The sequence below is a fragment of the Bacillus sp. MRMR6 genome, assembly GCF_001940785.1.
Lineage (GTDB): Bacteria > Bacillota > Bacilli > Bacillales > Cytobacillaceae > Neobacillus.
In genome coordinates this window covers 25030-48530 of sequence record NZ_MSLS01000022.1, presented here as the reverse complement: position 1 = coordinate 48530, position 23501 = coordinate 25030, and the positions used below count along the sequence as shown (strand labels likewise).

23 protein-coding genes are annotated in these 23501 nt (G+C 40.6%); all 23 read right to left on the bottom strand.

Annotated features, from left to right (window positions below; genetic code table 11):
* Positions 1-58: 58 nt before the first annotated feature.
* Entirely contained in the window at positions 59-796 is a 738-nt protein-coding gene (locus BTR25_RS18275) for an SDR family NAD(P)-dependent oxidoreductase (protein ID WP_075689481.1), read from the bottom strand.
* Positions 786-2351, bottom strand: coding sequence for a long-chain-fatty-acid--CoA ligase (locus tag BTR25_RS18270; protein ID WP_075689480.1), 1566 nt, complete (start codon positions 2349-2351; stop codon positions 786-788). The genes BTR25_RS18275 and BTR25_RS18270 overlap by 11 nt, the downstream gene beginning before the upstream one ends.
* 30 nt (positions 2352-2381) lie before the next feature.
* Positions 2382-3527 (bottom strand): acyl-CoA dehydrogenase family protein, encoded by a 1146-nt coding sequence (locus BTR25_RS18265; RefSeq protein ID WP_075689479.1) that lies wholly within the window; start codon positions 3525-3527, stop codon positions 2382-2384.
* A gap of 39 nt (positions 3528-3566) precedes the next feature.
* Positions 3567-4619 (bottom strand): phosphotransferase family protein, encoded by a 1053-nt coding sequence (locus BTR25_RS18260; RefSeq protein ID WP_075689478.1) that lies wholly within the window; start codon positions 4617-4619, stop codon positions 3567-3569.
* Positions 4594-5808 carry an acyl-CoA dehydrogenase family protein gene (locus BTR25_RS18255; RefSeq protein WP_075689477.1) on the bottom strand — a complete coding sequence of 405 codons (1215 nt, stop codon included), beginning with the start codon at positions 5806-5808 and terminating at the stop codon, positions 4594-4596. The genes BTR25_RS18260 and BTR25_RS18255 overlap by 26 nt, the downstream gene beginning before the upstream one ends.
* 62 nt (positions 5809-5870) lie before the next feature.
* Positions 5871-7034, bottom strand: a complete 1164-nt coding sequence (locus tag BTR25_RS18250; RefSeq protein WP_075689476.1) for a dihydrolipoamide acetyltransferase family protein — start codon at positions 7032-7034, stop codon at positions 5871-5873.
* Positions 7035-7116: 82 nt separating this feature from the next.
* On the bottom strand, positions 7117-8112 hold the full coding sequence (locus BTR25_RS18245) for an alpha-ketoacid dehydrogenase subunit beta (protein WP_075689475.1): 996 nt from the start codon (positions 8110-8112) through the stop codon (positions 7117-7119).
* Positions 8109-9128, bottom strand: coding sequence for a thiamine pyrophosphate-dependent dehydrogenase E1 component subunit alpha (locus tag BTR25_RS18240; protein WP_083652455.1), 1020 nt, complete (start codon positions 9126-9128; stop codon positions 8109-8111). Before BTR25_RS18240 ends, BTR25_RS18245 begins: the two co-directional genes overlap by 4 nt.
* Before the next feature lie 32 nt (positions 9129-9160).
* Positions 9161-9928 carry an SDR family NAD(P)-dependent oxidoreductase gene (locus tag BTR25_RS18235; RefSeq protein ID WP_075689474.1) on the bottom strand — a complete coding sequence of 256 codons (768 nt, stop codon included), beginning with the start codon at positions 9926-9928 and terminating at the stop codon, positions 9161-9163.
* 24 nt (positions 9929-9952) lie between these two features.
* On the bottom strand, positions 9953-11011 hold the full coding sequence (locus BTR25_RS18230) for a zinc-dependent alcohol dehydrogenase (protein WP_083652454.1): 1059 nt from the start codon (positions 11009-11011) through the stop codon (positions 9953-9955).
* A gap of 23 nt (positions 11012-11034) precedes the next feature.
* Positions 11035-11793 (bottom strand): SDR family NAD(P)-dependent oxidoreductase, encoded by a 759-nt coding sequence (locus BTR25_RS18225; RefSeq protein ID WP_075689473.1) that lies wholly within the window; start codon positions 11791-11793, stop codon positions 11035-11037.
* A 38-nt stretch (positions 11794-11831) separates the two neighbouring features.
* The gene (locus BTR25_RS18220) at positions 11832-12599 is read right to left on the bottom strand and encodes a 3-hydroxyacyl-CoA dehydrogenase (protein WP_075689472.1); all 768 of its coding nucleotides are present in this window, start codon (positions 12597-12599) and stop codon (positions 11832-11834) included.
* A 51-nt stretch (positions 12600-12650) separates the two neighbouring features.
* A complete protein-coding gene (locus BTR25_RS18215; RefSeq protein WP_075689471.1) occupies positions 12651-13631 on the bottom strand; it encodes an NADPH:quinone oxidoreductase family protein in 981 nt (326 codons plus the stop codon).
* 28 nt (positions 13632-13659) lie between these two features.
* Complete coding sequence (locus tag BTR25_RS18210) at positions 13660-14448, bottom strand: enoyl-CoA hydratase/isomerase family protein (RefSeq protein ID WP_075689470.1); 789 nt, start codon at positions 14446-14448, stop codon at positions 13660-13662.
* Positions 14449-14460: 12 nt separating this feature from the next.
* The gene (locus BTR25_RS18205) at positions 14461-15675 is read right to left on the bottom strand and encodes an acyl-CoA dehydrogenase family protein (protein WP_075689469.1); all 1215 of its coding nucleotides are present in this window, start codon (positions 15673-15675) and stop codon (positions 14461-14463) included.
* On the bottom strand, positions 15668-16843 hold the full coding sequence (locus BTR25_RS18200) for a CaiB/BaiF CoA transferase family protein (RefSeq protein WP_075689468.1): 1176 nt from the start codon (positions 16841-16843) through the stop codon (positions 15668-15670). The genes BTR25_RS18205 and BTR25_RS18200 overlap by 8 nt, the downstream gene beginning before the upstream one ends.
* 106 nt (positions 16844-16949) lie before the next feature.
* Positions 16950-18095 (bottom strand): acyl-CoA dehydrogenase family protein, encoded by a 1146-nt coding sequence (locus tag BTR25_RS18195; protein ID WP_075689467.1) that lies wholly within the window; start codon positions 18093-18095, stop codon positions 16950-16952.
* Between the two features lie 15 nt (positions 18096-18110).
* Positions 18111-18929, bottom strand: coding sequence for an enoyl-CoA hydratase (locus BTR25_RS18190; RefSeq protein WP_075689466.1), 819 nt, complete (start codon positions 18927-18929; stop codon positions 18111-18113).
* Between the two features lie 19 nt (positions 18930-18948).
* Positions 18949-19656: an ABC transporter ATP-binding protein gene (locus BTR25_RS18185; RefSeq protein WP_075689465.1), complete on the bottom strand. Its 708-nt coding sequence runs from the start codon at positions 19654-19656 to the stop codon at positions 18949-18951.
* A complete protein-coding gene (locus BTR25_RS18180) occupies positions 19649-20374 on the bottom strand; it encodes an ABC transporter ATP-binding protein (RefSeq protein WP_368483003.1) in 726 nt (241 codons plus the stop codon). Before BTR25_RS18180 ends, BTR25_RS18185 begins: the two co-directional genes overlap by 8 nt.
* The gene (locus BTR25_RS18175; protein ID WP_075689463.1) at positions 20361-21377 is read right to left on the bottom strand and encodes a branched-chain amino acid ABC transporter permease; all 1017 of its coding nucleotides are present in this window, start codon (positions 21375-21377) and stop codon (positions 20361-20363) included. The genes BTR25_RS18180 and BTR25_RS18175 overlap by 14 nt, the downstream gene beginning before the upstream one ends.
* Positions 21374-22243: a branched-chain amino acid ABC transporter permease gene (locus tag BTR25_RS18170; protein WP_075689462.1), complete on the bottom strand. Its 870-nt coding sequence runs from the start codon at positions 22241-22243 to the stop codon at positions 21374-21376. The genes BTR25_RS18175 and BTR25_RS18170 overlap by 4 nt, the downstream gene beginning before the upstream one ends.
* A gap of 76 nt (positions 22244-22319) precedes the next feature.
* The gene (locus BTR25_RS18165) at positions 22320-23486 is read right to left on the bottom strand and encodes an ABC transporter substrate-binding protein (protein ID WP_075689461.1); all 1167 of its coding nucleotides are present in this window, start codon (positions 23484-23486) and stop codon (positions 22320-22322) included.
* Between the last annotated feature and the right edge of the window lie 15 nt (positions 23487-23501).

Genomic DNA, 23501 nt, shown 5'->3' with positions numbered 1-23501 from the left:
TCCTCATAATTTCTTGTATTTTATAAATGGAACCAAATTGGCTCTGACAAAAAGAATTCTATCTTGCCGTATATCCTCCATCCACCAGGAGACTAGTGCCTGTAATGAAACTAGCATCCTCAGAAGCTAGGAAAATCACAGCCTTAGCTATTTCCTCTGGTCTTCCCAATCTTCCAATTGGATGAAGAGATATTAATTCGTTTCTTTTATCTTCATCAAAGTGAGAGATAAAGGGGGTATCAATGTAACCTGGACAAACGGCATTTACTCTAATATTTTCAGAAGCATATTCAATCGCTAAAGCTTTCGTTAAGTTGATCACGGCACCTTTTGAGGCGGAGTAAGCTGCTGCTTTTGCCTGACCCACAACACCTAGCATAGATGCGTTGTTTACAATACTGCCCCCGCCGCTTTTTTTCATTGCGATAATGGCATATTTAGAAACAAGAAAAACACTATCTAAGTTAACAGAGATGACCTTCCGCCAGTCCAATAGAGATAAATCAATTGTAGGTGAGGCGGTACCCAAACCAGCATTATTGGCCAAAATATCGAGCCGGCCGAAATGGGACATAGCTAAATCTACTAGCTGTTTCACCTGAGATTCAACAGTTATATCCGTACAGGAGAAAATAACCTGCTGAGGTTCAAAGGAGCATGCCAAACGTTTCCCCAGCTCTTTATTAATATCAGCAATAATTACCTTAGCTCCCTCTTTCACCATTTCTCTTACAGTTGACTCTCCAATTCCGCTTGCCCCTCCAGTTACGATGGCTACCTTATTTTTAAGCTTCATTTAAAATATTCCTAGTACGATCTTTTCTCAGTTCAGTTTTCAATATTTTTCCGGCGGCATTACGAGGTAATTCATCTACAAATTCGACATGGCGTGGTTTTTTATAGCTTGCTATTTTACCTGTGCAATAGTCGATTACCTCTGATTCAGTTAAGGTTCTTCCATTACGAAGCACAATATAGGCTTTAACGGTTTCACCCCATTTTTCATCTGGTACTCCAACGACTGCTGCTTCAAGGATGGCGGGGTGGGTATATAGAATTTCCTCAATTTCCTTCGGGTAGATATTTTCGCCACCGCTGATGAGCATATCCTTTTTGCGGTCCACCACAGAAATGTAACCGTCGTCATCTACAACAACCAAATCTCCGCTATGCAGCCAGCCACCTCTAAATGCCTCTTCGGTCGCATTAGTATTTTTATAATAGCCTTTCATTACCGTTGGACCTCTAAATATGATTTCGCCAACCTGTCCAGGAGGAACATCTTTCATCTCGTCATCGACAACCCTGATTTCCACATTTGTGAAGGATAATCCAACAGACCCGGATTTATATAAAGAATCTGTTGGCTTTAGGGTTGTTGTTCCAGGTGAAGTTTCCGTTTGGCCATATGTATCAAACACCCCTGCATTCGGAAATGACTTCATTAATCGTTTTTTCAACTCGAGTGGTGTTGAGGCAGCGGCCGTACATAGGACTCTTAAGCTGGATACATCAAATTGTGAAAACTTCGGATGCTCTAAAAGCATATTCCACATAGATGGAACCATAAAAGAGTAGCTGATTTTTTCAGTTTCATAGGCTTGTAACACTCTATCAGGTTCAAATTTATCGTGAAAGACAGAACGTCCTCCCATGAGGATGACCATGCTCAACGCAGAAATACCTCCGATATGAAACATCGGTGTGGTAATTAATTGAACTTCATCCTTTGTGAGCCCAAATTCAAGTGAATAGTTCATCGCGTTTAAATAAACATTCTTATGGGTTAATACGGCGCCCTTAGGCTTACCTGTTGTTCCTGATGTATAAACAATTAAGAAGTCATCATCATCTTCTTGATGTACGAGAGTTGGAAGAGGCGCGGATGAGAAAATATGTCTGTAAGAATAGTATGAAGTATCTTGTATGTTATTTTCATTCACAACAACAATATCCTTTAGGAAAGAGAGTCTTTTTCTGATAGGCGTAATCGTCGGAACGAGTTCACTGTCGACTACCAGTATTTTTGAATCAGAATTATTCAAGATGTATTCAATTTCGTTCGGTTGCAAACGAAAATTGATGGTTACTGCCACGGCTCCAATTTTTGCAATCGCAAATAAACACTCGGCATATTCAATCTTGTTGAACAGTAACAACGCAACCTTATCTCCCTTTTCAATACCTTTAGATTGAAGCCATCCAGCTAGATTTTCAACTCGGTTTTGCAGTTCTTTATATGTTACTCTCTTCTTGTTATCTACAAGTGCGACTTTATTTGGAAACCTTCTAGACGAACGAATGAGCATTTGGTCCACTATGAGTTGTCTTGACCTGGAAAAATCAAGCATACTATCACCCTTTTAATTTGAAATTAAATCCTAAAGGATTGTTTCGGCAACACGGTCAATGATTGTTTCAGATTTTTGTAGATTCATCCTGGCAATGCGTATTTCTTTATACCACCGTTCAATCGGCAGATCGCCAGCAAATCCTGCACCACCGTGTATTTGCAAGACATCATCAATAATTTTTGCGGCAGTATCTATTGCAAGAAGTTTTGCCATCTGGGCAGATAAATCTGCATCAGTTTCTCTGTTATCAATCTTTTTTGCAGCATCTCTAACAATTAATCTTGCAGCCTGAAGATTAATAACTGCTTTAGCCAACATGGTCCGAATCGATGGAAATTCAGCGAGTGGTTTCCCTCTTGTAATTCTTAGTTTTGCATATTGTTTTCCATACTCTAGTGCTTTTACTGCTATTCCAATAGATTTGGCAGCAAGCTCAATTTGTGCTTCTGCCAACCATTGCTTCACAAGACGATCTCCTTCTCCCACGGCCCCGATTCTTCGATTGTCATGGATACAATAATGATTGAAATGAAGGTTATGGGTGGTTTGAACGTCAATTAACACCGTTTCTGTTTTTACCATGCTTTCATCATGATCTAGTAAAAACAAGGTAGGCTGCCCCATTCCATCCTCAGACAGGCAATTAACAAGGATCACCCCAAAAGCCGATTGGTCCATGTGTTGAATAAAGGCTTTTTGACCGTTAATAATCCATTCATCAGCTTCTTTGACTGCAGAGGTGGATAGGTTTTCAAGTAAATTATCCTCTTGCTCTTCCCATACAGCCATATAGCATCCTTTACCTCGCTTAATCGCAGGTTTTACATACATTTCTATTTGTTCGTTTGTGCATTTCTCAAGGAAACTTGGAAATTCGCCGCCATACGCATCAGCAGCCGGGTGGAAAAGGCCCAATCGATGCTGGGAAGCTTCCTCTAGTAAAATAGCTCTTACAACGAGGGATAATTCCGCTCCTCCCCATTCCCTTTTAGCTCCTAATGCCTGTAAACCTGATTTTCTAGCTATTGTTTGAAGCTGGTCAATTACTTCATCTGGTAAACCTTTCACGTATTTTCCTGGAGAATGCTCTGCAGAAGTTACATGGTCCCTGATGAGCCCATGTACCGTCCTTTTTAACATTTCAATCTCTTTATCTACCAATAATTCAGTCAATCATCTCACACCCTCTCATGTATTGATAAGCATTCGATTTTAACGTAAGATTTCATTTTTTCTTGCTTTCTCGGCTTGAACAAGAAGGTTCTGAATTCCAATGTTTAATTTGCCAAAACGTTCATCTGAAGCTTCGCCAATTTTCCAGCGGTAATAAATTTGCTGTAGGATTACAGCAATTTTATAAAAAGCGAAAGTTAAATAATAATCAATTTGCGTGACATCTCTTCCACTTCTCTCCGCATAAAGCTCCAGCATTTCTTTCCTTGATAAAAATCCTGGCTTCGTCGTTACAGAGGCTAAACCTGTATCAACTTCACCGGCTTCAGTCCAATAAGCTAGGGCCGCCGCTAAGTCCGTTAACGGATCCCCAATCGTACTCAATTCCCAATCAAAGACCCCAATCACTTTACCTGGGTCTGTGGCAGAAAACATCATATTATTGAGTTTGAAATCATTGTGTACAATGGTTGGAGCAGGCGAGACTGGTAGATTGTCCACAAGCCACTTTTCTAACGATTCAACTGCAGGGATATCATTTGTCTTTGAGTTATGAAAGCGTTTGATCCATCCATTCACCTGCCTGCTAAGATAGCCTTCCGGATAGCCAATACCACTTAAACCAGCATTTTCATAATCTACCGCATGCAGTTTTACCAGTGTATCAACAACTGCGTGTGAAACAAGCTTGCCTGTATCCGAACGGTTTTCAAAGGATTCCGGTAGTGTATCATCAAGAACCACCCCTTCTTTCTTTTCCATGACATAGAAGTGACGGTCCATGATTTCGTGGTCCTCACAATACAGATAAGGTTTTGGAGCTAACGGGAAAACCCGATTAAGTTTACCTAAAATATCACACTCTCTCTTCATATCATGTGCTTTAGGAGGAATCGGACCGAATGGGGGTCTTCTTAAGACAGCTTCCCAGTTTCCTATTTTCACAAAATACGTCAAGTTGGAATATCCAGCTGAAAAAGGTTTACCCACAAGAGAATCATCGCTAAGTCCTGGAATTTCTTGACGAAGATACTCCTCTACTTTCTCCCAGTTAATTTCATTTACTTTACTTTGGGATTGCTGCTGGTTCATCCAATCTCTCCTTTGCCTTAAACTCCTTTAATACTTGGCGCGCTACGACCATTCGGTGGACCTCATCCGCCCCGTCATAAATTCTGGCAGCTCTTGCTTCACGATAAAGTCCTTCTAGAGGAGTGTTAGGTGTTAATCCATACATTCCCAGAGTTTGAATGGCACGATCGATGACGTTATTTAACATTTGAGCACCATAGAATTTTATCAGCGATACATCTTTTCTAGCCTCGTCACCTTGATCCATTTTCCATGCTGCTTGTAACGTTAATAATCTAGAAGCTTGGATTTCCGCCTCCGAATCGGCAATATAGTTCTGGATAATTTGAGAATCAGCAAGTGTTCTATTACCATCTTTTTTAGCAGTGGCATAAGCAATCATTTCATTAAGAGATCGTCTTGCTACACCTAACCAGCGCATGGCATGAGTAATTCTCCCTGGTCCCAACCGAAGCTGTGCTAGCTTGAATCCTTCTCCTCGTTTACCAAGCAGGTTTTTTTCAGGGATTCGGCAATCATTAAATCTGACTTCACAATGACCTCCTACATAATGGTCACCCATTACAGCGACTTCTCGGACAATTTCAAATCCGGGATTATCGGTTTCAACAATGAAAAGGCTGGTTCGATGATGAGGGTCAGCCTCCGGATCAGTTACAACCATCGCAATGGTGAAAGCTGCACCATCGGCACCAGTGGTATACCATTTGTGAGCATTAATCACCCATTCATCGCCATCCTTTACGGCTGTTCCTTGTAATGTTCTTGGGTCTGACCCAGAAACCTCAGGCTCTGTCATAGCAAAACAAGACCGCATCTCATAATTGGCCAATGGTTTAAGGTATTTTTCTTTCTGTTCTTCGGTTGCAGCATGTACCAAAATCTCACCATTCCCTGCATCAGGTGCCATGGAACCAAATATATATGGACCAATAGGGCTTTGACCAATTACTTCTGAAAGTAATCCTAGAGAAACAAAGCCCATTCCCATTCCGCCGTATTCTTTTGGCAAATGTCCTGCCCATAATCCATTGTCCTTAACGATTTGCTGCAATGGTTTTAAAATTTCATCTGGTAAGCCGCGATGTGGAACCATGTACTTTTCATTTGGAAAAACATATTGATGCATAATTTCTGTTGCTTTTTCTAGCATCCTTTTTTGCTCTGCACTCTCGGTAAAATTGAACACCCTCTTCACTCCCTCTAAAAATTTCTACTATGGCAAATAAGAGAACCAAAATGGCTCTCTTTTTATGAAAGGTGATTCACTGAAAGATTTTCGAGTGCACTTTTTACTGCATTGGTAAACCCTGCAGCAGTTACACCATCAATAAAGCGATGATCAAAAGCAATCGACAATTTCATAATAGGTGCTATGGAAATTTCATCAGATTCATTCACAACAGGAATCTTTTGAATGCTTCCCGCAAAAATAATCGTAGATTGCGGAATATTGATAATTGGAGTTCCTGTTTCTATTCCTAAGCTACCTAAGTTTGATACCGTTATTGTCCCATGGGCATAGTCATCTAAAGTTAATTGATTATTCTGTGCCTTAGCAGAAAGTGCTCTTATTTCTTTAGAGATCTCAGAAACAGATTTTTCAGCTGCATTTTTTACAACCGGTACCACTAAGCCTTGGTCGCTATTTACAGCTACAGATATATTGATATCTTCATAAACAACGATTTTATTATCTTCTAATCTACTGTTAACAATGGAATATTCACTTACTACATTCGCAACGGTTTTGACAATCAAATCATTAATTGAAACACCTACTACTTCCTTTTTTGCCTTTAAAACTTGGTCCATATTCACACTAACGATTTGCGTAAACTGTGGAATGTTTCTCCAGCTGTTTAACATATTTTCAGACATGGACTTTTTTACATTATTTAAGCCAATCGTTTCTTTAATTTTGATTGGTGCACCAGTCTGTGACTCTGCATTGCGAACATCTTTCTCAGTAATTAATCCATCTTTTCCAGTTCCAACTATAGTATTTACATCTACTCCAAGCTGCTTTGCCAGTTGTCGGGCTCTTGGAGCAACTTTTCCTCCACCACTTGCTGCTTTAATAGACTCCTTTTCTTCTACTGCTTCCACTGTGGCAGCAATTTGGAGCTCTGCTTCTTCCGGCTGTTTATCTAAATAAGGGGTATAATCAATCTCCTCATCTTCCTGAGCAAGGATCGCAATGACAGTATTTACAGGAACTTCTTGTCCTTCAGGGATGATAATTTTCCTTAAAACACCTGAGTTCATTGCCTCGATTTCAACCGTTGATTTCTCCGTTTCTAATTCAAAGAGGTAATCTCCCTTTTCGATATAATCTCCTTCTTCACTTAACCAGGTAGATACGATTCCAGCTTGCWTCGTTACACCAAGACGAGGCATTTTTACTTCATACATTGTTTTCTCCTCCTTTAATATGTATGGAACCCGAGTACAAGCATATCTAGCCTTGTATCCGGGTAATTGTGTTTATTTATGTTTAATATTCCAGTAATTCTTTTACTGCTTGAATAATATTCTCCTCACTCGGACGGTAGAATTGCTCTAAATAAATACTTTGAGCGATTGGAACATCAGGACTGCCGATTCTTTTAATTGGTGCATGGAGGTCGAATAACGCTTCCTCAGAGATTTGAGCAGCGATTTCCGCACCACAGCCTCCCGTTTTTGGTTCTTCATGTACAATTAATACTCTTCCCGTTTTTCTAACAGAACCGAGAATGGTTTCCTTATCTAATGGTGCAAGTGTTCGTGGATCGACTACCTCTACTTCAATTCCTTCAGTTGCCAGCGTTTTTGCTGCGTTGAGGGCGGTATGTACTTGAAGGGCTGTAGCGATAATGGTGACATCACTTCCTTCACGCTTAATATCCGCTTTTCCTAAAGGAATTAAATACTCCTCCTCCGGCACCTCGCCCTTCATTCCGTAAAGCATCTTATGTTCAAAGAACAGTACCGCGTTATTGTCGCGAATGGCAGTCTTTAGTAGTCCCTTTGCGTCATATGGCGTGGAAGGAATTGCAATTTGGACACCTGGGGCGTGCATGAATAAAGCTTGTGGACTTTGAGAATGTTCGGGACCTGCACCGCCTGCAATACCAATTGGCAGACGAAGTGTTACAGGAACCTCCATTTGGCCGCCATGCATATAACGCCATTTCCCTAATTTGTTAAACACTTCATCAAAGGCAATGCCTACAAAATCACCAAATTGAAGTTCTGGTATCGGTCTTAATCCAGTAATCGCCATTCCTAAGGCTGCACCTACGATCGTTGTTTCTGCGATGGGAGTATCAAACACTCTTTGACCGCCGAATTTTTCATATAATCCTTTTGTAATGGCATTAATACCGCCGAATTTTGCAACATCTTCTCCAAATAGGACGGTTTTATCGTCGCGCTCCATTTCCTCGTGTAATGCCTCTATAATGGCTTCGCGCATACTGATTGTTTTTACCTTTACTGATGTACTCATCTTGACCCCTCCTTCGCAAATAATCCTTCATAAATTCTGCTTGGATCTGGGAGTGGAGATGCTTCAGCAATTCTAATCGCCTCTAGAATTTCTTGATCCACTTCGGCATCCATGCTAGATAGTTCACTTTCCGTACTGATTTCATTTTCAATTAATAGCTTCTTAAAGTTCTTTATTGGATCACGGTTTTCTTTCCAGTCCTTTAATACCTCTTGTTCTACATAATCATAGGTATCTCCCTCAAAGTGACCACGGTGACGGAAAGTTTGGGCTTCAATAAAGGTAGGACCTTCTCCTCTTTTCGCACGCTCTACCGCTTCCTTCACTACTTCTTGCATTAATAACACATCATTTCCATCGACCACACAGTTTGGAATTCCATAACCGTCCGCCCAATCGGCTAAATGCTCTCGAACAGAATGTGTTTCTTTAAAAGTTGATGAAATGGCATAACCATTATTCTCGCAAATATAAACAACTGGTAATTTATATAATCCTGCCCAGTTTAATGATCCATGTAACGGTTCTCTTGAAGCTGCTCCATCACCAAAATAGCAAACAGAAACTTTATCGGTATTTTGTATTTTCGCAGAATAAGCGGTTCCAACGACTATATTAAACTGTGATCCGATTGTGCCGCATTGCCCTAACACTCCCCTCGAAGGATCTGCACTGTGGACAATTCCTGCTCCTAAGCCTTTCGTTGTACCTTCTAAAGTTCCAAGAAAATCCCCATAGATTTTTGAGAGTGGAACTCCTTTAGCAATTTTTTGATTACATCCTCTATGGTTATAAAATATGTAGTCTTCATCACGAAGGATGTTGGTAATCGAGCCAACTGAAACACTTTCTGAACCAATGCCAGAATGGTAGAATCCCGAAACCTTTCCTTCATGCATTAAGCGAATAAGATTTTCATCGAATTTCCTGATTTTAACCATTTCTTTATAAAACTTTACTAGGTCTTCTTTCTTGTAATCACTTAAATTAATATCCTTTTTGTATATTTCTGCCAATTAACTCACTCCTTTGGTCATTTTAGCCAGCACTATTGAGCACTGATTCCGCCATCGACTGGCATAATTAATCCTGTAACATAACTAGATTCATCTGACGCCAAAAAAAGTGCTGCATTCGCTATCTCTTCAGGAGTTCCTACTCTTCTTAACGGATTACTAGTAAAAGCCGCAGCAAAGGCTTCATTTTTTAATACATCGGCAATCATCGGTGTGTCGATTGCACCTGGACAAATACAATTAACGCGGATATTAAATTTACCGTAATCAACAGCCATTACCCTAGTAAGAGCAACAACTCCTCCTTTCGCCGCGGTATATGCATCAGCACCAGGTACGCCGATTATGCCGTTGAGGGATGAATTATTAATAATACTGCCGGCATTTTGTTTTTTCATAATTGGAATCACGTACTTTGATAGGAGATAGACTCCGTTCAAATTGATGGCTAAAATTTGATTCCAATCGTGTAAAGGAGTTTCTGTTAGTCGGTCCATCTTATATTTAGATGAGGAAGAAAACCCAACTCCTGCATTATTAAAAACAACATCAATTCTTCCATAGCGATTGATCACTTCGTCGACTAAAGAAATAATATGATTTTCATTTGAGACATCTGTCTGGAAAAAGAGTGCTTCGTGACCCGACGCCTTAATTTCAGCTTCCACTCGTTTTCCATTTTCTTCATTCCACTCCGCAATTACGACAATCGCACCCTCTTTGGCAAAAACTTTCGCGGCAGCCTTTCCTTGGCCGCTGCCAGAACCAGTAATGATTGCAACTTTATTTTTTAATCTCATAAAATACTCCTTTGAAAGATCAATTTAATACTCGATCATTACTTTGACTGACTCATGTGGATTCATTTGTGTTTCAAATGCTTCTCTCGCATATTCTAGAGGGAATGTGTGTGAGACTAGACGTTTTGTTTTTACCTTACCTTCACGAAGAAGGGAAATTGCCGCTTGAAAGTTACCGCCTAGAGCACCAATGATTTTCGGCATTTTATGGACAATTTTCGTTGTATCAATAGATGCCTTTTTCTCAGGCAAACCAACAAATGCAATCGTACCGCCGCTGCGGACAATTTCAAAGGATTGTTCTACTGCTGATGGTGCTCCTGCTGCATCCACAACAATGTCTGCCATTGCCCCTTCGTTGAAGTGATATTTGCCAACCCCGACAAGATCCTTTAATCGTTCAACTACGTTTTCTTTTGCTGCATTAATGACTGTATCTGCTCCAGAATTGATCGCAGCCTGAAGACGTTTTTCAGATACTTCTGTTACAATTACTTTACCTGCATTTGAAGCTTTGAAAACCTGCATGACGACGTTTCCTATTAATCCAGCTCCCATTACTACGACCTGATCTCCTGCTTTAGGCTGGCACAGTTCTACGGTATACGCCGAAACCGAAACAGGTTCAATCGTTGCCGCGGTCATATCATCAATCTCGTCAGGGATACCGTGAAAATTAATTCCTGGCAAGGCATTTGGTATTTTCACATATTCGGCAAAGGCACCTGGCAAGCCGTACCCAGTTGAGTTGTTGAAAAGGTCGGGGCAAAGCGTAAATTGTTTATTTTGGCACCAATAACAAGTCCCGCAAACTCCCGCATGAAAGCCGGTACCTCTTTCACCAACTCTAATTCCCTTTACATTGCTGCCCGTTTTTACAACCTCACCAGAAAACTCATGACCCATGATTTGCCCTTTATGAATATAGAGACCTGTACCATAACTGTGGACATCTGATCCGCAAATCCCGCAATATTTTACTTTAAGAAGAATGTCATTAGGACCAACTTCTGGAATTGAAACGCTTTCCACTTTTAAATCACGTGCTCCGTAATAAACTGCCGCTTTCATTGTGCTAGCCATCTGATAACACCCCCTATCATGATTTATTGGGCAAGCCATCCGCCATCGACATAAATGGTCTGACCCGTCATATAATTGCTGGCATCAGATGCTAATAAAATGGTGGCCCCTGCTATTTCATCAGGTTCACCCAATCGTCTCATAGGCGTTTTCCCTACGATTCTGTCCCGGACCTTCGGATTACTTAATTCTTCCGTATTCATATCCGTTTCAATATACGCAGGTCCAATTGCATTCACTTGAATTCCGTATCTTACCCACTCAAGCGCTAGAGATCTTGTTAAGTTAATCACTGCCGCTTTACTGGCAGTATATGGAGCGATCCCTAAATCTCCGACTACTCCGGCAACGGAAGCAAGATTAATGATCTTGCCATAACCTTGTTCCTTCATTACCCGGCCAGCTGCCTGGCAGCAAAAAAACAGTGATTTAACATTTAAATCCATTACTTTATCCCAGTCACTTTCAGTGATATCTAACGCCCGCTCTGTATGAGATACACCCGCATTGTTTACTAAAATATCAACTTTACCAAACTGAGAAACTACTTCCGCAACCATATTTCCAATGGCCGATATATCGCGCAGATCAGTAGTAAGGCTAATCGCCTTTCTGCCCTTTGCTTGGACTTCAGAAACCACTTGTTGATTTTTTTGTTCGTCTCTGCCAACAATGACAAGGTCTGCGCCAGCATCGGCTAACGCTAAAGCCATTGCTCTTCCAAGTCCTCTATTTCCACCTGTTACGATTGCTACCTTATTTTCAAGATTAAATACTTTCATGGTCACCAGCCCTATCATGTTATTTATAGTTGAAAAGGTTATCTTGGCGCCATACGAATTGCACCATCTAATCGGATTGTTTCACCGTTTAACAAGACATTTTCGATAATGGTTTGTGCTAAGTGTGCATATTCTGAAGGACGTCCAAGCCTTGATGGAAATGGTACTTGTGCTTCTAATGCTTCTCTAGCCTGATCTGAAAGTGTTCCAAACAGTGGTGTTTCGATTAAACCAGGAGCAATCGTAACAACCCTGACACCAGATTTCGCAAGATCACGGGCAATTGGCAACGTCATTCCAACTACACCACCCTTAGAAGCACTATAGGAGGCCTGCCCGATTTGGCCATCAAAAGCAGCAACAGAAGCCGTGTTAATGATTACCCCTCGCTCGCCCTCGCTATTAGGGTGGTTCGTTACCATTTTTTCAGCAGCAAGTCGAATCACGTTGAAGGTCCCAAAAAGATTGATTTCTACTACTCTCTTAAAGTTGTTAAAGTCATGTGCTTTGTTTCGGCTGACTGTTTTTTCAGGGTGACCAATCCCTGCGCAATTGACTACAGTATTAAATCCACCAAATTGTGCAATCGTATGGTCAATGGCTGTCTGAACATCTTCCTCGCTAGTTACATTTACTTTGAAGAAAATTGCATTCTCACCCAATTCTTCTACAAGAGCTTTCCCTCTTTCTTCATTTAAATCTAGGATAGCTGCTTTCCCGCCGTGTTTTACAATGTTCCTAACAGTCGCTTCCCCCAGCCCAGAAGCACCACCCGTTACCAATGCAATGGAATCTTGAATTCTCATATATTCCTCTCCCTCCGAAATATTAAAATCTTATTTTTCAATCTATTAATTTTACAATTTAACTACTACTTTTCCCCATGTCTTCCTAGTGGCTAACAACTCTAACGCCAACGGCAGATCTTCAAATTCGTAATCTTTGTAAATAAGCGGTTTAATTTTCCCTTGCTCATAAAGGCTCATTATTTCATCGTGTTCTTTGAACACCTTTTCTGGAGTAAGCCTGTTCATAAGACCCCAATGGACGCCAACGATTGAGTAATTTTTAATTAATACATGGTTAGCAGGGATTGAGGGTATCTCGCCGCCAGCAAAACCAATTACGAGGATTCTCCCATCAAAAGCAATACATTTACGAGAACGATCGAAAACATTACCGCCAACTGGATCAAAAATGACATCGGCTCCCTTGCCGTTCGTTGCTTTCTTGACCGCTTCAACAAAATCTTCAGTTAAATAATCAATCACAATGTCTGCGCCTAGTTCTTTACATATTTGTGTTTTATCCGCTCCACCAGCTGTTGCAATCACAAATGCTCCTCTTGCTTTTCCTAATTGAATGGCAGCTGAACCAACACCACCGGCACCAGCGTGCACTAACAATACTTCGCCAGACTTTAAGTTTGCCCGGTCGTATAACGAATAATAGGAGGTATGATAGGTAATAAACAAGGCTGCTGCTTCGTTCCAGCTCATCGTCTCAGCTATCGGATAGACGGTGCTTTCCGATACAGCTACGTATTCTGCTAAGCCACCGTTTGGCAGTTTTGGTAAGGCCAATACACGCTGTCCTTCTTTAAGTTGGCTGCCTTCTTGGGTTTTAACTACTACACCAGCGATTTCTGAGCCAATTGTAAAAGGAAGTGGTGGTTTTTCCTGATATTTTCCTTGGCATAACAAGATATCGAAAAAGTTGAGTGCAGCAGCCTTAACATTGATTAGGACTTCTCCTCCTTTTAGCTCAGGGTTTTTCATTTCTTCGATCTGAAGAACCTCTTTTGGTTCACCTAATTCTTTTACTAACCAGCCTTTCATAATAAGAAACCTCCTTTATACTTCTAAATTAAGAATATGTACCCGTGAAGGTGGGTTTGTCTTTTTCAAGAAAGGCTCGAACTCCTTCTTTGTGATCCTCTGTTGTAAAAGCGATTCCTTGAACCATTGCCTCTTGGCGGAGGGTGTCTTCTAAAGAAGATTCAAAACTTTGGTTTAAAATGCTCTTTGCCAGACCAATTGCGATGGTCGGGCTCGCGGCGAAGGTAGCAGCAAGTTCATGGGCACGCTCTAAAAGCCGTTCGGCTTCTACAACCTCCAGGCAGATTCCGTACTCTTTTGCCTCTGTTGATGATAAGGTTCTATCTGAAAAGGCCAATTCTTTTGCTCTTGCCATCCCTACGAATCTGGGTAAATGGTAAAGGCCGCCTAGATCAGGAACAAGGCCAAGTTTATGAAAGCCTAAGGCAAATTTCGAATGATGTGACGCGATAATGAAATCGCAAGCAAGAGCGATACTGAAACCTGCTCCAACAGCATGACCATTTACGGCGGCAATAACCGGTTTTTCCATTTGAGCTAAATCCTTCAAGAAATCAGTGTGATCTTGCATATACTTTCTGCCTCCTGCAGCAGTTGTTACATTTGAAAAGCCCTTAATATTCCCGCCTGCACAAAACGCTCTTCCGCTTCCTGTTAAGATAACAGCGCGAACGGAGGCATCGTGCTTAAGTTCGTGCATCGTTCTGGTTAACCCTTTAACCATCTCTATTGAAAGTGCATTCAAAGAATCAGGTTGGTTTAATGTAACGGCTGCTACCCCATTTTTTATCTCGGTCAAAACTGCCTGGTCACTCATTTTTGTACCTCCTCATTCATTTATTCCCTCTAAATTCCAGCCGGTTCCTTCTTTGTAGCTTTTCAAGATTCTCCTAGCAATAGACGCCGTGTGAACCTCATCTGGACCGTCATAAATACGTGCGTATCGTGCTTCACGGTACATTTTCTCAAGTGGAGTATCTCCTGTAACACCTAATGCACCATGTACCTGAATGGCTCGGTCAATCACGTCATGGAGCACCTTGGCACCGAAAACTTTAATCATGGCAATTTCTACACGTGCCTCTTCACCTTGATCGATTTTCTTCGCAGCTTCTAAGGTCATTAACCTTGCAGCCTGTATTTCTGTTGCTGAATCAGCAATAAATTTTTGAATCATCTGTTTTTCTGATAAGAGTGACCCGTGTGCATACCGTTTCAACGAACGTTCACACATCAGATCAAAGGCCCGCTGTGCCTGACCAAGCCATCTCATGCAGTGATAAATTCTTCCTGGGCCGAGACGTTTTTGAGCAATGACAAAGCCTTCACCACGATTTCCAAGTAAATGACCTTTCGGAACTCTTACATTCGTCAATTTTATTTCACAATGCCCTCCATGCTGATGCCCCATTGTCGGAACCACCCTGACAATTTCATAGCCAGGTGTATCAGTCGGTACGATGATCATGGATGCTCTTCTGTGACGAGAGGCCTCAGGTTCCGTGACACAAAAAACTGAAGTAAAAGCGGCACGGTTGGCACCGGTGGTGAACCATTTATGCCCATTAATCACCCATTCATTCCCGTCTAGAACGGCTGTTGTTTGAATTAAAGTTGGATCCGATCCTGCTACTTCCGGTTCTGTTAACCCAACAGATGGGTTAATTTCGCCTCTTACCATTGGATATAACCATTTATCTTTTTGCTCAGGTGTTCCATACAAATTAAGCATGGTTGCGTCTTGAGCGGTATGGGTCCCTAGAGCAAACATCGCGAGCTCAGAACGACCGATGATTTCATTTATATGTACATAGTCCATGAAAGAAAGACCGCCGCCGCCGATCTCCCTTGGAAGTCCGAGAGCCCAAAGACCTTCCTCCTTTGCCAGATTTTGAAGATCAAGGAGGATCTCTTCTGCGTCTCGGCCGCCTTTATCATAGGCGGCTTCAGCAGGAATTACTTTTTCATCTATAAATGTTCTAACCTTAAATTTTAGCGCTTTTAATGGCAGATTTGGGGTTTCTATGTGTATCCTCTCACTCATTGCGGGCAACTCCTTCAGAGTATCGACTGCTCAATTCACTTAGAATCTCTTCTGTATGTTCACCAAGTTTAGGTGCGTAATGACGTAGAGTTACTTTATTTCGCGATAACCTAATGGGGTTGGCAATTTGTTTAATCGTACCTGCCTCTGGATGCTGGATTTCTTCAATCGTTTGACGATGCTTAATTTGTGGATTTTGCGTCATTTCTTCTGGAGTCAAAACAGGGGATACACAGGCATCAATACCTTCGAATAGCTGCAGCCATTCATCTAGAGACTTTTGACTGATTACCATTTGAATTTCCTTCTTCATCATTCTCTGCTGTTCAATAGGTGCAAATAATTCGCCAATCAATTCTTCTTTTCTAATAACCTGACAAAAGTTTTTCCAAAACTTGAATTCTAGAGCACCTACTGATAAAAATCGGTCGTCCTTTGTACGGTAAACTTCATAACAAGCTTTTCCGCCATTTAGCGTCAATTCCCCTCTAGCTGGTAATTGCTCCGTCACCCAATAGTCGGGCAGAATCGTTTGCATCCAGGAAACGGTACCATCTAGCATCGAAATATCGACAAATTGTCCGTTCCCGGTTTTCTTGGCATCAATGATTGAAACCAGTACTCCGATTGCCGCCATCAATGCGCCACCCCCTATATCACCAATTTGGACGGATGATAATACCGGATTGCCCGCAGGCAGACCTTGAAGGTGCAGAAGCCCTGAATAACTTAAAAAGTTTAAATCATGTCCTGGTTCGTTTGCATATGGCCCCGTTTGTCCATATCCTGTAATCGCACAATAAATCAACTTTGGCTGATGGTTTTTCAATATCTCATAGCCTAGTCCTAGGCGATCCATTACACCCGGACGGAAGGATTCCACCAATACGTCAGCTGTTTTTACCAATTCTATAAATATCTCTTTATCCTTCTCTTCTTTTAGATTTAAACTAATGCTTCGTTTATTTCGATTTAGAGAATGATAAATCGCACTTTGATTTGCTATTTTAGGTTCATAGTCTCGCGCATAATCTCCACTGTTTGGGTCCTCTACCTTAATTACATCAGCTCCAAAGTCAGCAAGTAATAATGTGCAATACGGACCTGGCAGAAGTCTCGTCAAATCTAAAACCCTTATCCCCTCTAGTGGTAATGTCRAAAAGATCATCTCCTTCCATTTTTGTTACCGTTTTCATTTATTTTAATAATAGCAATTTTCTACCAATTTTACAATTGATTTATTTTTTGAATTTATATTCAAAATTAAGATAGCACTAAAGCCCCATATTTTTAGCAATGATGTTTTTCATGATTTCATTAGTCCCTGCATAGATCGAGGTGACTGCAATATCACGGTACCTTCTTGCAATTTCATATTCCTCCATGTAACCATACCCACCGTGTAGCTGCATGCACCTGCCAGCTGTTTTCTTCGCAAGGTCAGTCACCCACCATTTAGCCATGGAAACTTCATTCACAACATTTTTTCCAGCAACGTGATTATTAATGAGGTCATCTACAAACGTCCTGCCAATTTTGATTTCAGTTGCCATCTCGGCTAACTCAAACTGTGTGTTTTGGAACTGACTAATATTTTTACCGAAAGCTTCCCTCTGTTTTGTGTAGCCGATTGTCATTCTTAGCATTTCTTCCGCTGAAACAATTCCACCTAAAGCACATAGCAACCGTTCCTGTTGAAGCTTTTGCATTAGATAATAGAAGCCTTTACCCTCTTCGCCAAGCAAATGTTCTTTTGAAACCCGAACATCCTCAAATATTAATTCACAAGTATCATTTACATGCTGACCCATCTTTTTAAGTTTCTTCCCTTTTGAGAATCCAGGTGTTCCTTCTTCGACAACAAATAAACTAATACCCCGGTGCGGCGGATTTGCATTTGGATTCGTTTTACATACTACAATGACTAAATCAGCGGTATAACCATTGGTAATAAAGGTTTTTTCACCATTGATAATGTAGTCATCAGCATCTTTCTTGGCTGTCGTTTTGATGCCTGCAAGATCTGATCCAGCCCCTGGTTCAGTCATAGCAATCGCAGAAATAATATCACCATTAATACAAGGAGGCAGCCACCTTTGTTTTTGATGTTCATTTCCAAAAGAATGGATATAAGGCATAACGATATCACTATGTAGCCCAATGCCAGAAAGACCAGAGGCAATCTTCTCAAACTCTTCATAAATAATGACAGAGTAATAGAAATCGGTTCCTAAACCCCCATATTCTTCTTCCACCCATGGACATAAGTAACCTTGTTCCCCTAACCTCTTCCAAAAAGATTTAGGGATGCATTTATTTTGCTCCCACTCATCAAAGTATGGAACTGCTTCTTTCTCTAAAAATTTTTGAACAGATTTCCTAAATATCTCGTGTTCCCTTGTATAAGGTAAACCTGACATGCTAGTCACTCCTCTTTAAGTTTGAGAATTAAAAGACTGATCTCGTTGTTCAAAATAGTCCTTTAGGTTCTTTCGGTTATCCGTTCCCATCCCTTGTCTAGCTTCTTCAGTAGAGTGGCTTAATAAATGGGAAGCGAAGTGCATTTTCATTGAGTTGGTGTACCCCATATTATCCAGTGTATTATTAATAGATTCTTTTACTAAGGAAACAGCCACTGGAGGCATAAGCGTGATTCTCTTTGCTATTTTCTTAACCGTTGACTCCAACTCCCCGCGAGCTACTGTCTTATTCACCATCCCTAGTCTTTCTGCTTCTTTCCCTGTCAAACTGTCCCCCGTAAACAATAGTTCTTTTGCTTTTTTCTCGCCCACAACCCAAGGCAAGATCATCACTTCTTGACTGTTGGCTCCCATTCTTACAACAGGGTCATTGAAAATTGCATCATCAGATACAATAACGATATCTGCCATTAAGGCAAGCACCAGCCCAGCAGCTATACAATAGCCATGCACTTGAGCAATCAATGGTTTGCGGATGTTCCGTAAATACATAATCTCGTCAAAGTAATATTTACGTTCCCAGCGGATTCGCTCCTCGGAAGTATTAGGGTAGTGTTCTTCTACTGACAAATCATGTCCTGCTGAAAAACACGGTCCTTCGCCGTTAAAGATAATTACTTTTATATCATCATTGTTCTCCGCTTTTCTAAAGGCATCGCCCAATTCCAAAATCATTTGCTTATTAATAGCATTTCTTTTGTTGGGTCTATTCATTGTCACCCATGCAATAGCTTCTTCTATCGATTCTTTATATAAAATCGTTTCGTATGCCATAAGGCTAAGCCCCCTCTATTTAGAAACCAAGGTATATTTTCCTTACACGGTCATCATTAAGCAGATCAGAAGATTTTCCTTCCAGACTTACCTTACCAGTTTCAAGAATGTAAGCACGGTCTGAAATTTTTAAGGCTGCATTCGCATTCTGTTCAACTAAAAGAATCGTAGAGCCTTCCTCGTTCATTCTTTTAATCATCCGAAAAATCTCAGCAACAATTAATGGAGCGATCCCTAATGATGGTTCGTCAAACAAATACAATTTAGGCTTTGCCATAATGGCCCGGCCAATTGCCACCATTTGCTGCTCCCCTCCGCTTAAGGTGCCAGCCAGTTGCTGACTGCGTTCTTTTAAGCGTGGGAATAGATCGAAAATATGCTCTAAATCATTTTTTATCTCGGCTTGGGAACCTTTACGGCGAAATGCTCCCATTTGCAGGTTTTCATATACGCTCATATCTGAAAATACATGTCTTCCCTCTGGAACATGACCAATGCCCAAATCAACAATCTTGTGTGAAGGGAAACGATGAACAGGCTCTCCCATAAACGAGATTGAACCTGATGTAGCCTTTTTTATTCCTGAGATTGTTCGTAAAAGCGTTGTTTTCCCTGCTCCATTTGATCCAATTAGGGTAACAATCTCGCCTTCATTTACCTCTAGGGATACATCATGTATTACTTGAACTTTATCATAATGAACTTGCAGGTTTTCAATTTTAAGCAAGAGACTCACTCCCTAAATAGGCTTCTATCACTCTCTTATTTTCTTGAATTTCCTTTGGTGTGCCCTCGGCAATTTTCTTACCGTATTCTAAAACAACAATTCGATCACATAAGCCCATGACAGCTTTCATGTCATGTTCGATAAGGATAACGGTAACACCCAATGTCGTTCTAATATCCCTAAGCAGATTGACCAATTGATTGGTTTCCTCGGGATTCATGCCAGCTGCTGGTTCATCTAAAAGGAAAAGCTTTGGCTCTGTTGACAAGGCAATTCCAATTGCCAAACGTGTTTGAAAGCCTAAGCTTAGATTTTCAGCTATGGTATCCTTATATTGACTTACTCCAACAAACTCCATAATTTCCTGTGCTTTTGCATCTAATTGAGCTTTTGATCTTGAAGGATCCTTTTTCTTTATAACGTACTGTCCGGTCGTTATATTTTCATAAACAGATAGTTTTGGAAACACTTGTGTATGTTGAAAGGTTCTTGTCAAACCAAGTTCAGTAACTTGATGGGGACTTAGCCCTGTAATTTTCTTCCCTTCAAAATAAACAGATCCTTCTGAGGGCGGGAAGAAGCTGGTAATACAATTAAAAAGCGTACTTTTCCCAGCACCGTTCGGACCGATAATACCAAGGATATCACCTTTTTCTACTGTAAATGATACATTGTCCAATGCCACTAATCCTTTAAAAAAACGGCTAATTCCTTTCACTTCCAGCAATGTTCGTCTCCTCCCTTCCGTTTGTAAGCAAATGTTCCCTAGCACCTTCCTTGACTTTCTTTTTGAAGCTAATCTTCTTAATTAACCCAAGGATTCCATCACGCATAAACATAATCGTTAATACGAGTAATCCACCATATATGACCATTCTCCATTCCGAAACACCTCTTAATAATTCAGGTAAGAAGATTAGAAAGGTTGTACCAAGAATTGGTCCCATAATGGTTCCCATGCCACCAATAATGACCATTAATAAAATACTAACTGATTCAGCGACGGTAAAAGAATATGGAGATATATAAGAGTTGTAATGAGCGAACAGACTCCCAGCAAAACCAGCAATACATGCGCTGATGGTAAAGGCGAAAATCTTAACCTTCCACGTATTGATTCCTACAAATAAAGCGAAGTTTTCGTTCTCACGAATGGCAATCATTGCTTTTCCTGTTCTTGTATTAATCAAGAATCGAACAAATAATACTACTGCAATGGCACTAACTAGAATTAGGTAGTAAAAATGCTCTCTCAATGAAAAATCAAGTCCAAATATACTGGACGGAAAGGGAATATTATAAATTCCATTTGGTCCCCCTGTTAAATCACGCAGGTTGTATATGGTTAACCGGATAATTTCACCAAAACCCAAGGTAACAATGGCAAAGAAATGTGTCTTAAACCGCAATACCGGCAGCCCAATTAGAAACCCAAAGATTCCTGCTACAATCGCTGCGATTGGAAAAGCAATCCAAAATGATAGCCCAGCTGTAGTGGTTAAAATCGCACTTGTATATGCACCTACTGCAAATAACCCAATATGTGCAAAAGAGAGCTGACCTGTGTATCCGACCATTAAATTCAAACTGGCAGTTAAAATCACCCAAATCCCAATTTGGCTAAGGATGTGAATTAAATAGGAATCTAATAGAAAAGGTAAAATCGAGAGAATAACAAGCGCAAGAATGATCGAGCCTATTTTAATATGTTTGGTACTCATCGCTTCACCCCTCCAAATAACCCATTAGGTTTTAATAATAAAACCAAAATTAATAGGATATAACCGACTAAATCTTGATAGGAAGCTGCCCAGAAAAGGGAAGTAAACGTTTCAGCATATCCCATAATAAACGCGCCGGCAATCGCTCCAACTACGCTTCCCATTCCGCCAAGGATGACAATAATAAATGCCTTTAAGCCAGGTCCAAGTCCCATTGTGGCATCAACCACGTATAGTGATCCAATTAACCCCCCTGCCATCGCGGCCATACCTGCACTGATGGCAAATACGATCCCGTATGTAAGGTTAATATTTACTCCCATAAGAGCAGCCGCATCTGTGTCTTGAGAAGTGGCTCTTAGTGATCTTCCGAATTTAGTATATTTAATCACCCAAAAGAGTCCTGCTACTAATAGTGCAGTAAGTAATAACACCATTAACCGGTGTACTGATATAACCGCACCAAAGAATTCTAAATTTCCCTTTGCAAAAGGTACAGGGATACTTCTCATACCAGTTCCAGCAATTTTCAATACCAAATTACTGATAAAGATTGACAACCCAATTGAGGCCAATAACGTATTTAACATAGCTGTATTTCTAAGTGGTCGAAATATATATCTTTCGATTAAAAAACCTAAGCAACCTACGATCAACATCGCAGCAAGTATAGCAACAAAAAAATTAACTTGATAGATCCCAACCATTATAAAGGTAGAGAATGCCCCAAGCATATAAAGCTCACCATGAGCGAGATTAATGACGTGCATGATTCCAAAAACAAGAGTGAATCCTATTGCCATTAATCCGTAAATACTGCCGCTTACCCATCCATTAACAATGGATTGCATAATTTGATCTCCCATGTTCGAACCTCCTCTTTGTAAACAATAATTGTAGTAAAGAAGGCAGAGAAATAAATATCTCTGCCCCTATTAGAACCTATGGTAAAGGCTGGTCAACCTTTTGGTAAATCGCCTTCCCACCCTTAATGACTGCACGGTTACCTACCAGACTATTTTCCCCTTTTTCATTAAAGCTGTAGGTTCCAATTAAGCCTTTATATTGGGCGCCGCGAATGGCTTGGTTGATTTTTTCCTTATCAGAAACTGTACCTGCTTTTTGCATGGCATCTACAATAAAGTTTATGCCGTCATATCCAGAGAAAACGAATGAATTTGCTTCGTAATCATAAGATTGTGAGAACAGTTCCTTAAACGCTTTGATTTCAGTAGATTCTTCTCCAGCACGGCTCAAAGTTACAATTCCTTCTGCGGCATCAGGCGCCAATTTAATTAATTCTTCAGGAATTGTTCCGCCTGTCTCCATAATCTTTACATCTGGCATAACTTCCTCAATCTGCTTTAATAAAGGAATGGCTAATTCAGTCTCAGCTGCAAGTAAGATTCCATCAGGATTTTTTGCTTTAACTTTGTTGAGCATGGTCATAAATTCATTTTGTTCTGCAGCAAATTTTTCAGTGGTGACAATGTTAAATCCTTCTTTTTCCATCACAGGTGGATAAAGTTTTGCATAAGACTGACCCCAAGCATCATCTACATAAATCATCGCTACATTTTTCATGCCCATATCTTTCATCGTTTTTGTTCCGGCATTTACATAATTCTTATTTGCTGGAGCTGCCTGAGAAAAGAAGTTTGCCCCTTGACTAGTTAAGATGTCACTAGCTGCAACAAAAGTGACTAATGGAGTTTTTGAACGTTCTGCAATGGGGATCATTGCTGCCGTTTCAGAACTAATAGAAGTTCCAAGAATCGTTGATACTTTATCCTGGTTAATTAACTTCTCTGTTGCAGCTGTTGCAGACTCTGCTCTTCCTTCAGAATCATAGTGAACAATTTTGACTTTATAGGTTTTGTCGCCAACCTTAAAACCGCCTTTTTCGTTGATTTCCTTTTCAGCTGTTTTATGTCCTTCTAACACCCAAGTTCCAGTTTGTGCGATGGGACCAGAAGTGGCTAATACCACACCGATTTCTACAGTTTCCATCGAATCTCCTGATGTTTTATTAGACCCTGAACTACAACCAACAAGCGCAGCAAACATGAATAACACTAGAACGACTATCCCAAATTTCACTTTTTTCATTCTCCATGCCCTCCT

Coding starts and splice junctions, on each gene's coding strand:
- BTR25_RS18225 (WP_075689473.1), bottom strand. CDS start 11,793: ATGAAAGTATTTAATCTTGAAAATAAGGTAGCAATCGTAACAGGTGGA.
- BTR25_RS18235 (WP_075689474.1), bottom strand. CDS start 9,928: ATGAGATTAAAAAATAAAGTTGCAATCATTACTGGTTCTGGCAGCGGC.
- BTR25_RS18205 (WP_075689469.1), bottom strand. CDS start 15,675: ATGAGTGAGAGGATACACATAGAAACCCCAAATCTGCCATTAAAAGCG.
- BTR25_RS18245 (WP_075689475.1), bottom strand. CDS start 8,112: ATGAGTACATCAGTAAAGGTAAAAACAATCAGTATGCGCGAAGCCATT.
- BTR25_RS18260 (WP_075689478.1), bottom strand. CDS start 4,619: ATGAACCAGCAGCAATCCCAAAGTAAAGTAAATGAAATTAACTGGGAG.
- BTR25_RS18175 (WP_075689463.1), bottom strand. CDS start 21,377: ATGAGTACCAAACATATTAAAATAGGCTCGATCATTCTTGCGCTTGTT.
- BTR25_RS18220 (WP_075689472.1), bottom strand. CDS start 12,599: ATGAGAATTCAAGATTCCATTGCATTGGTAACGGGTGGTGCTTCTGGG.
- BTR25_RS18210 (WP_075689470.1), bottom strand. CDS start 14,448: ATGAGTGACCAGGCAGTTTTGACCGAGATAAAAAATGGGGTAGCAGCC.
- BTR25_RS18190 (WP_075689466.1), bottom strand. CDS start 18,929: ATGGCATACGAAACGATTTTATATAAAGAATCGATAGAAGAAGCTATT.
- BTR25_RS18275 (WP_075689481.1), bottom strand. CDS start 796: ATGAAGCTTAAAAATAAGGTAGCCATCGTAACTGGAGGGGCAAGCGGA.
- BTR25_RS18270 (WP_075689480.1), bottom strand. CDS start 2,351: ATGCTTGATTTTTCCAGGTCAAGACAACTCATAGTGGACCAAATGCTC.
- BTR25_RS18170 (WP_075689462.1), bottom strand. CDS start 22,243: ATGGGAGATCAAATTATGCAATCCATTGTTAATGGATGGGTAAGCGGC.
- BTR25_RS18195 (WP_075689467.1), bottom strand. CDS start 18,095: ATGTCAGGTTTACCTTATACAAGGGAACACGAGATATTTAGGAAATCT.
- BTR25_RS18230 (WP_083652454.1), bottom strand. CDS start 11,011: ATGGCTAGCACAATGAAAGCGGCAGTTTATTACGGAGCACGTGATTTA.
- BTR25_RS18165 (WP_075689461.1), bottom strand. CDS start 23,486: ATGAAAAAAGTGAAATTTGGGATAGTCGTTCTAGTGTTATTCATGTTT.
- BTR25_RS18215 (WP_075689471.1), bottom strand. CDS start 13,631: ATGAAAGGCTGGTTAGTAAAAGAATTAGGTGAACCAAAAGAGGTTCTT.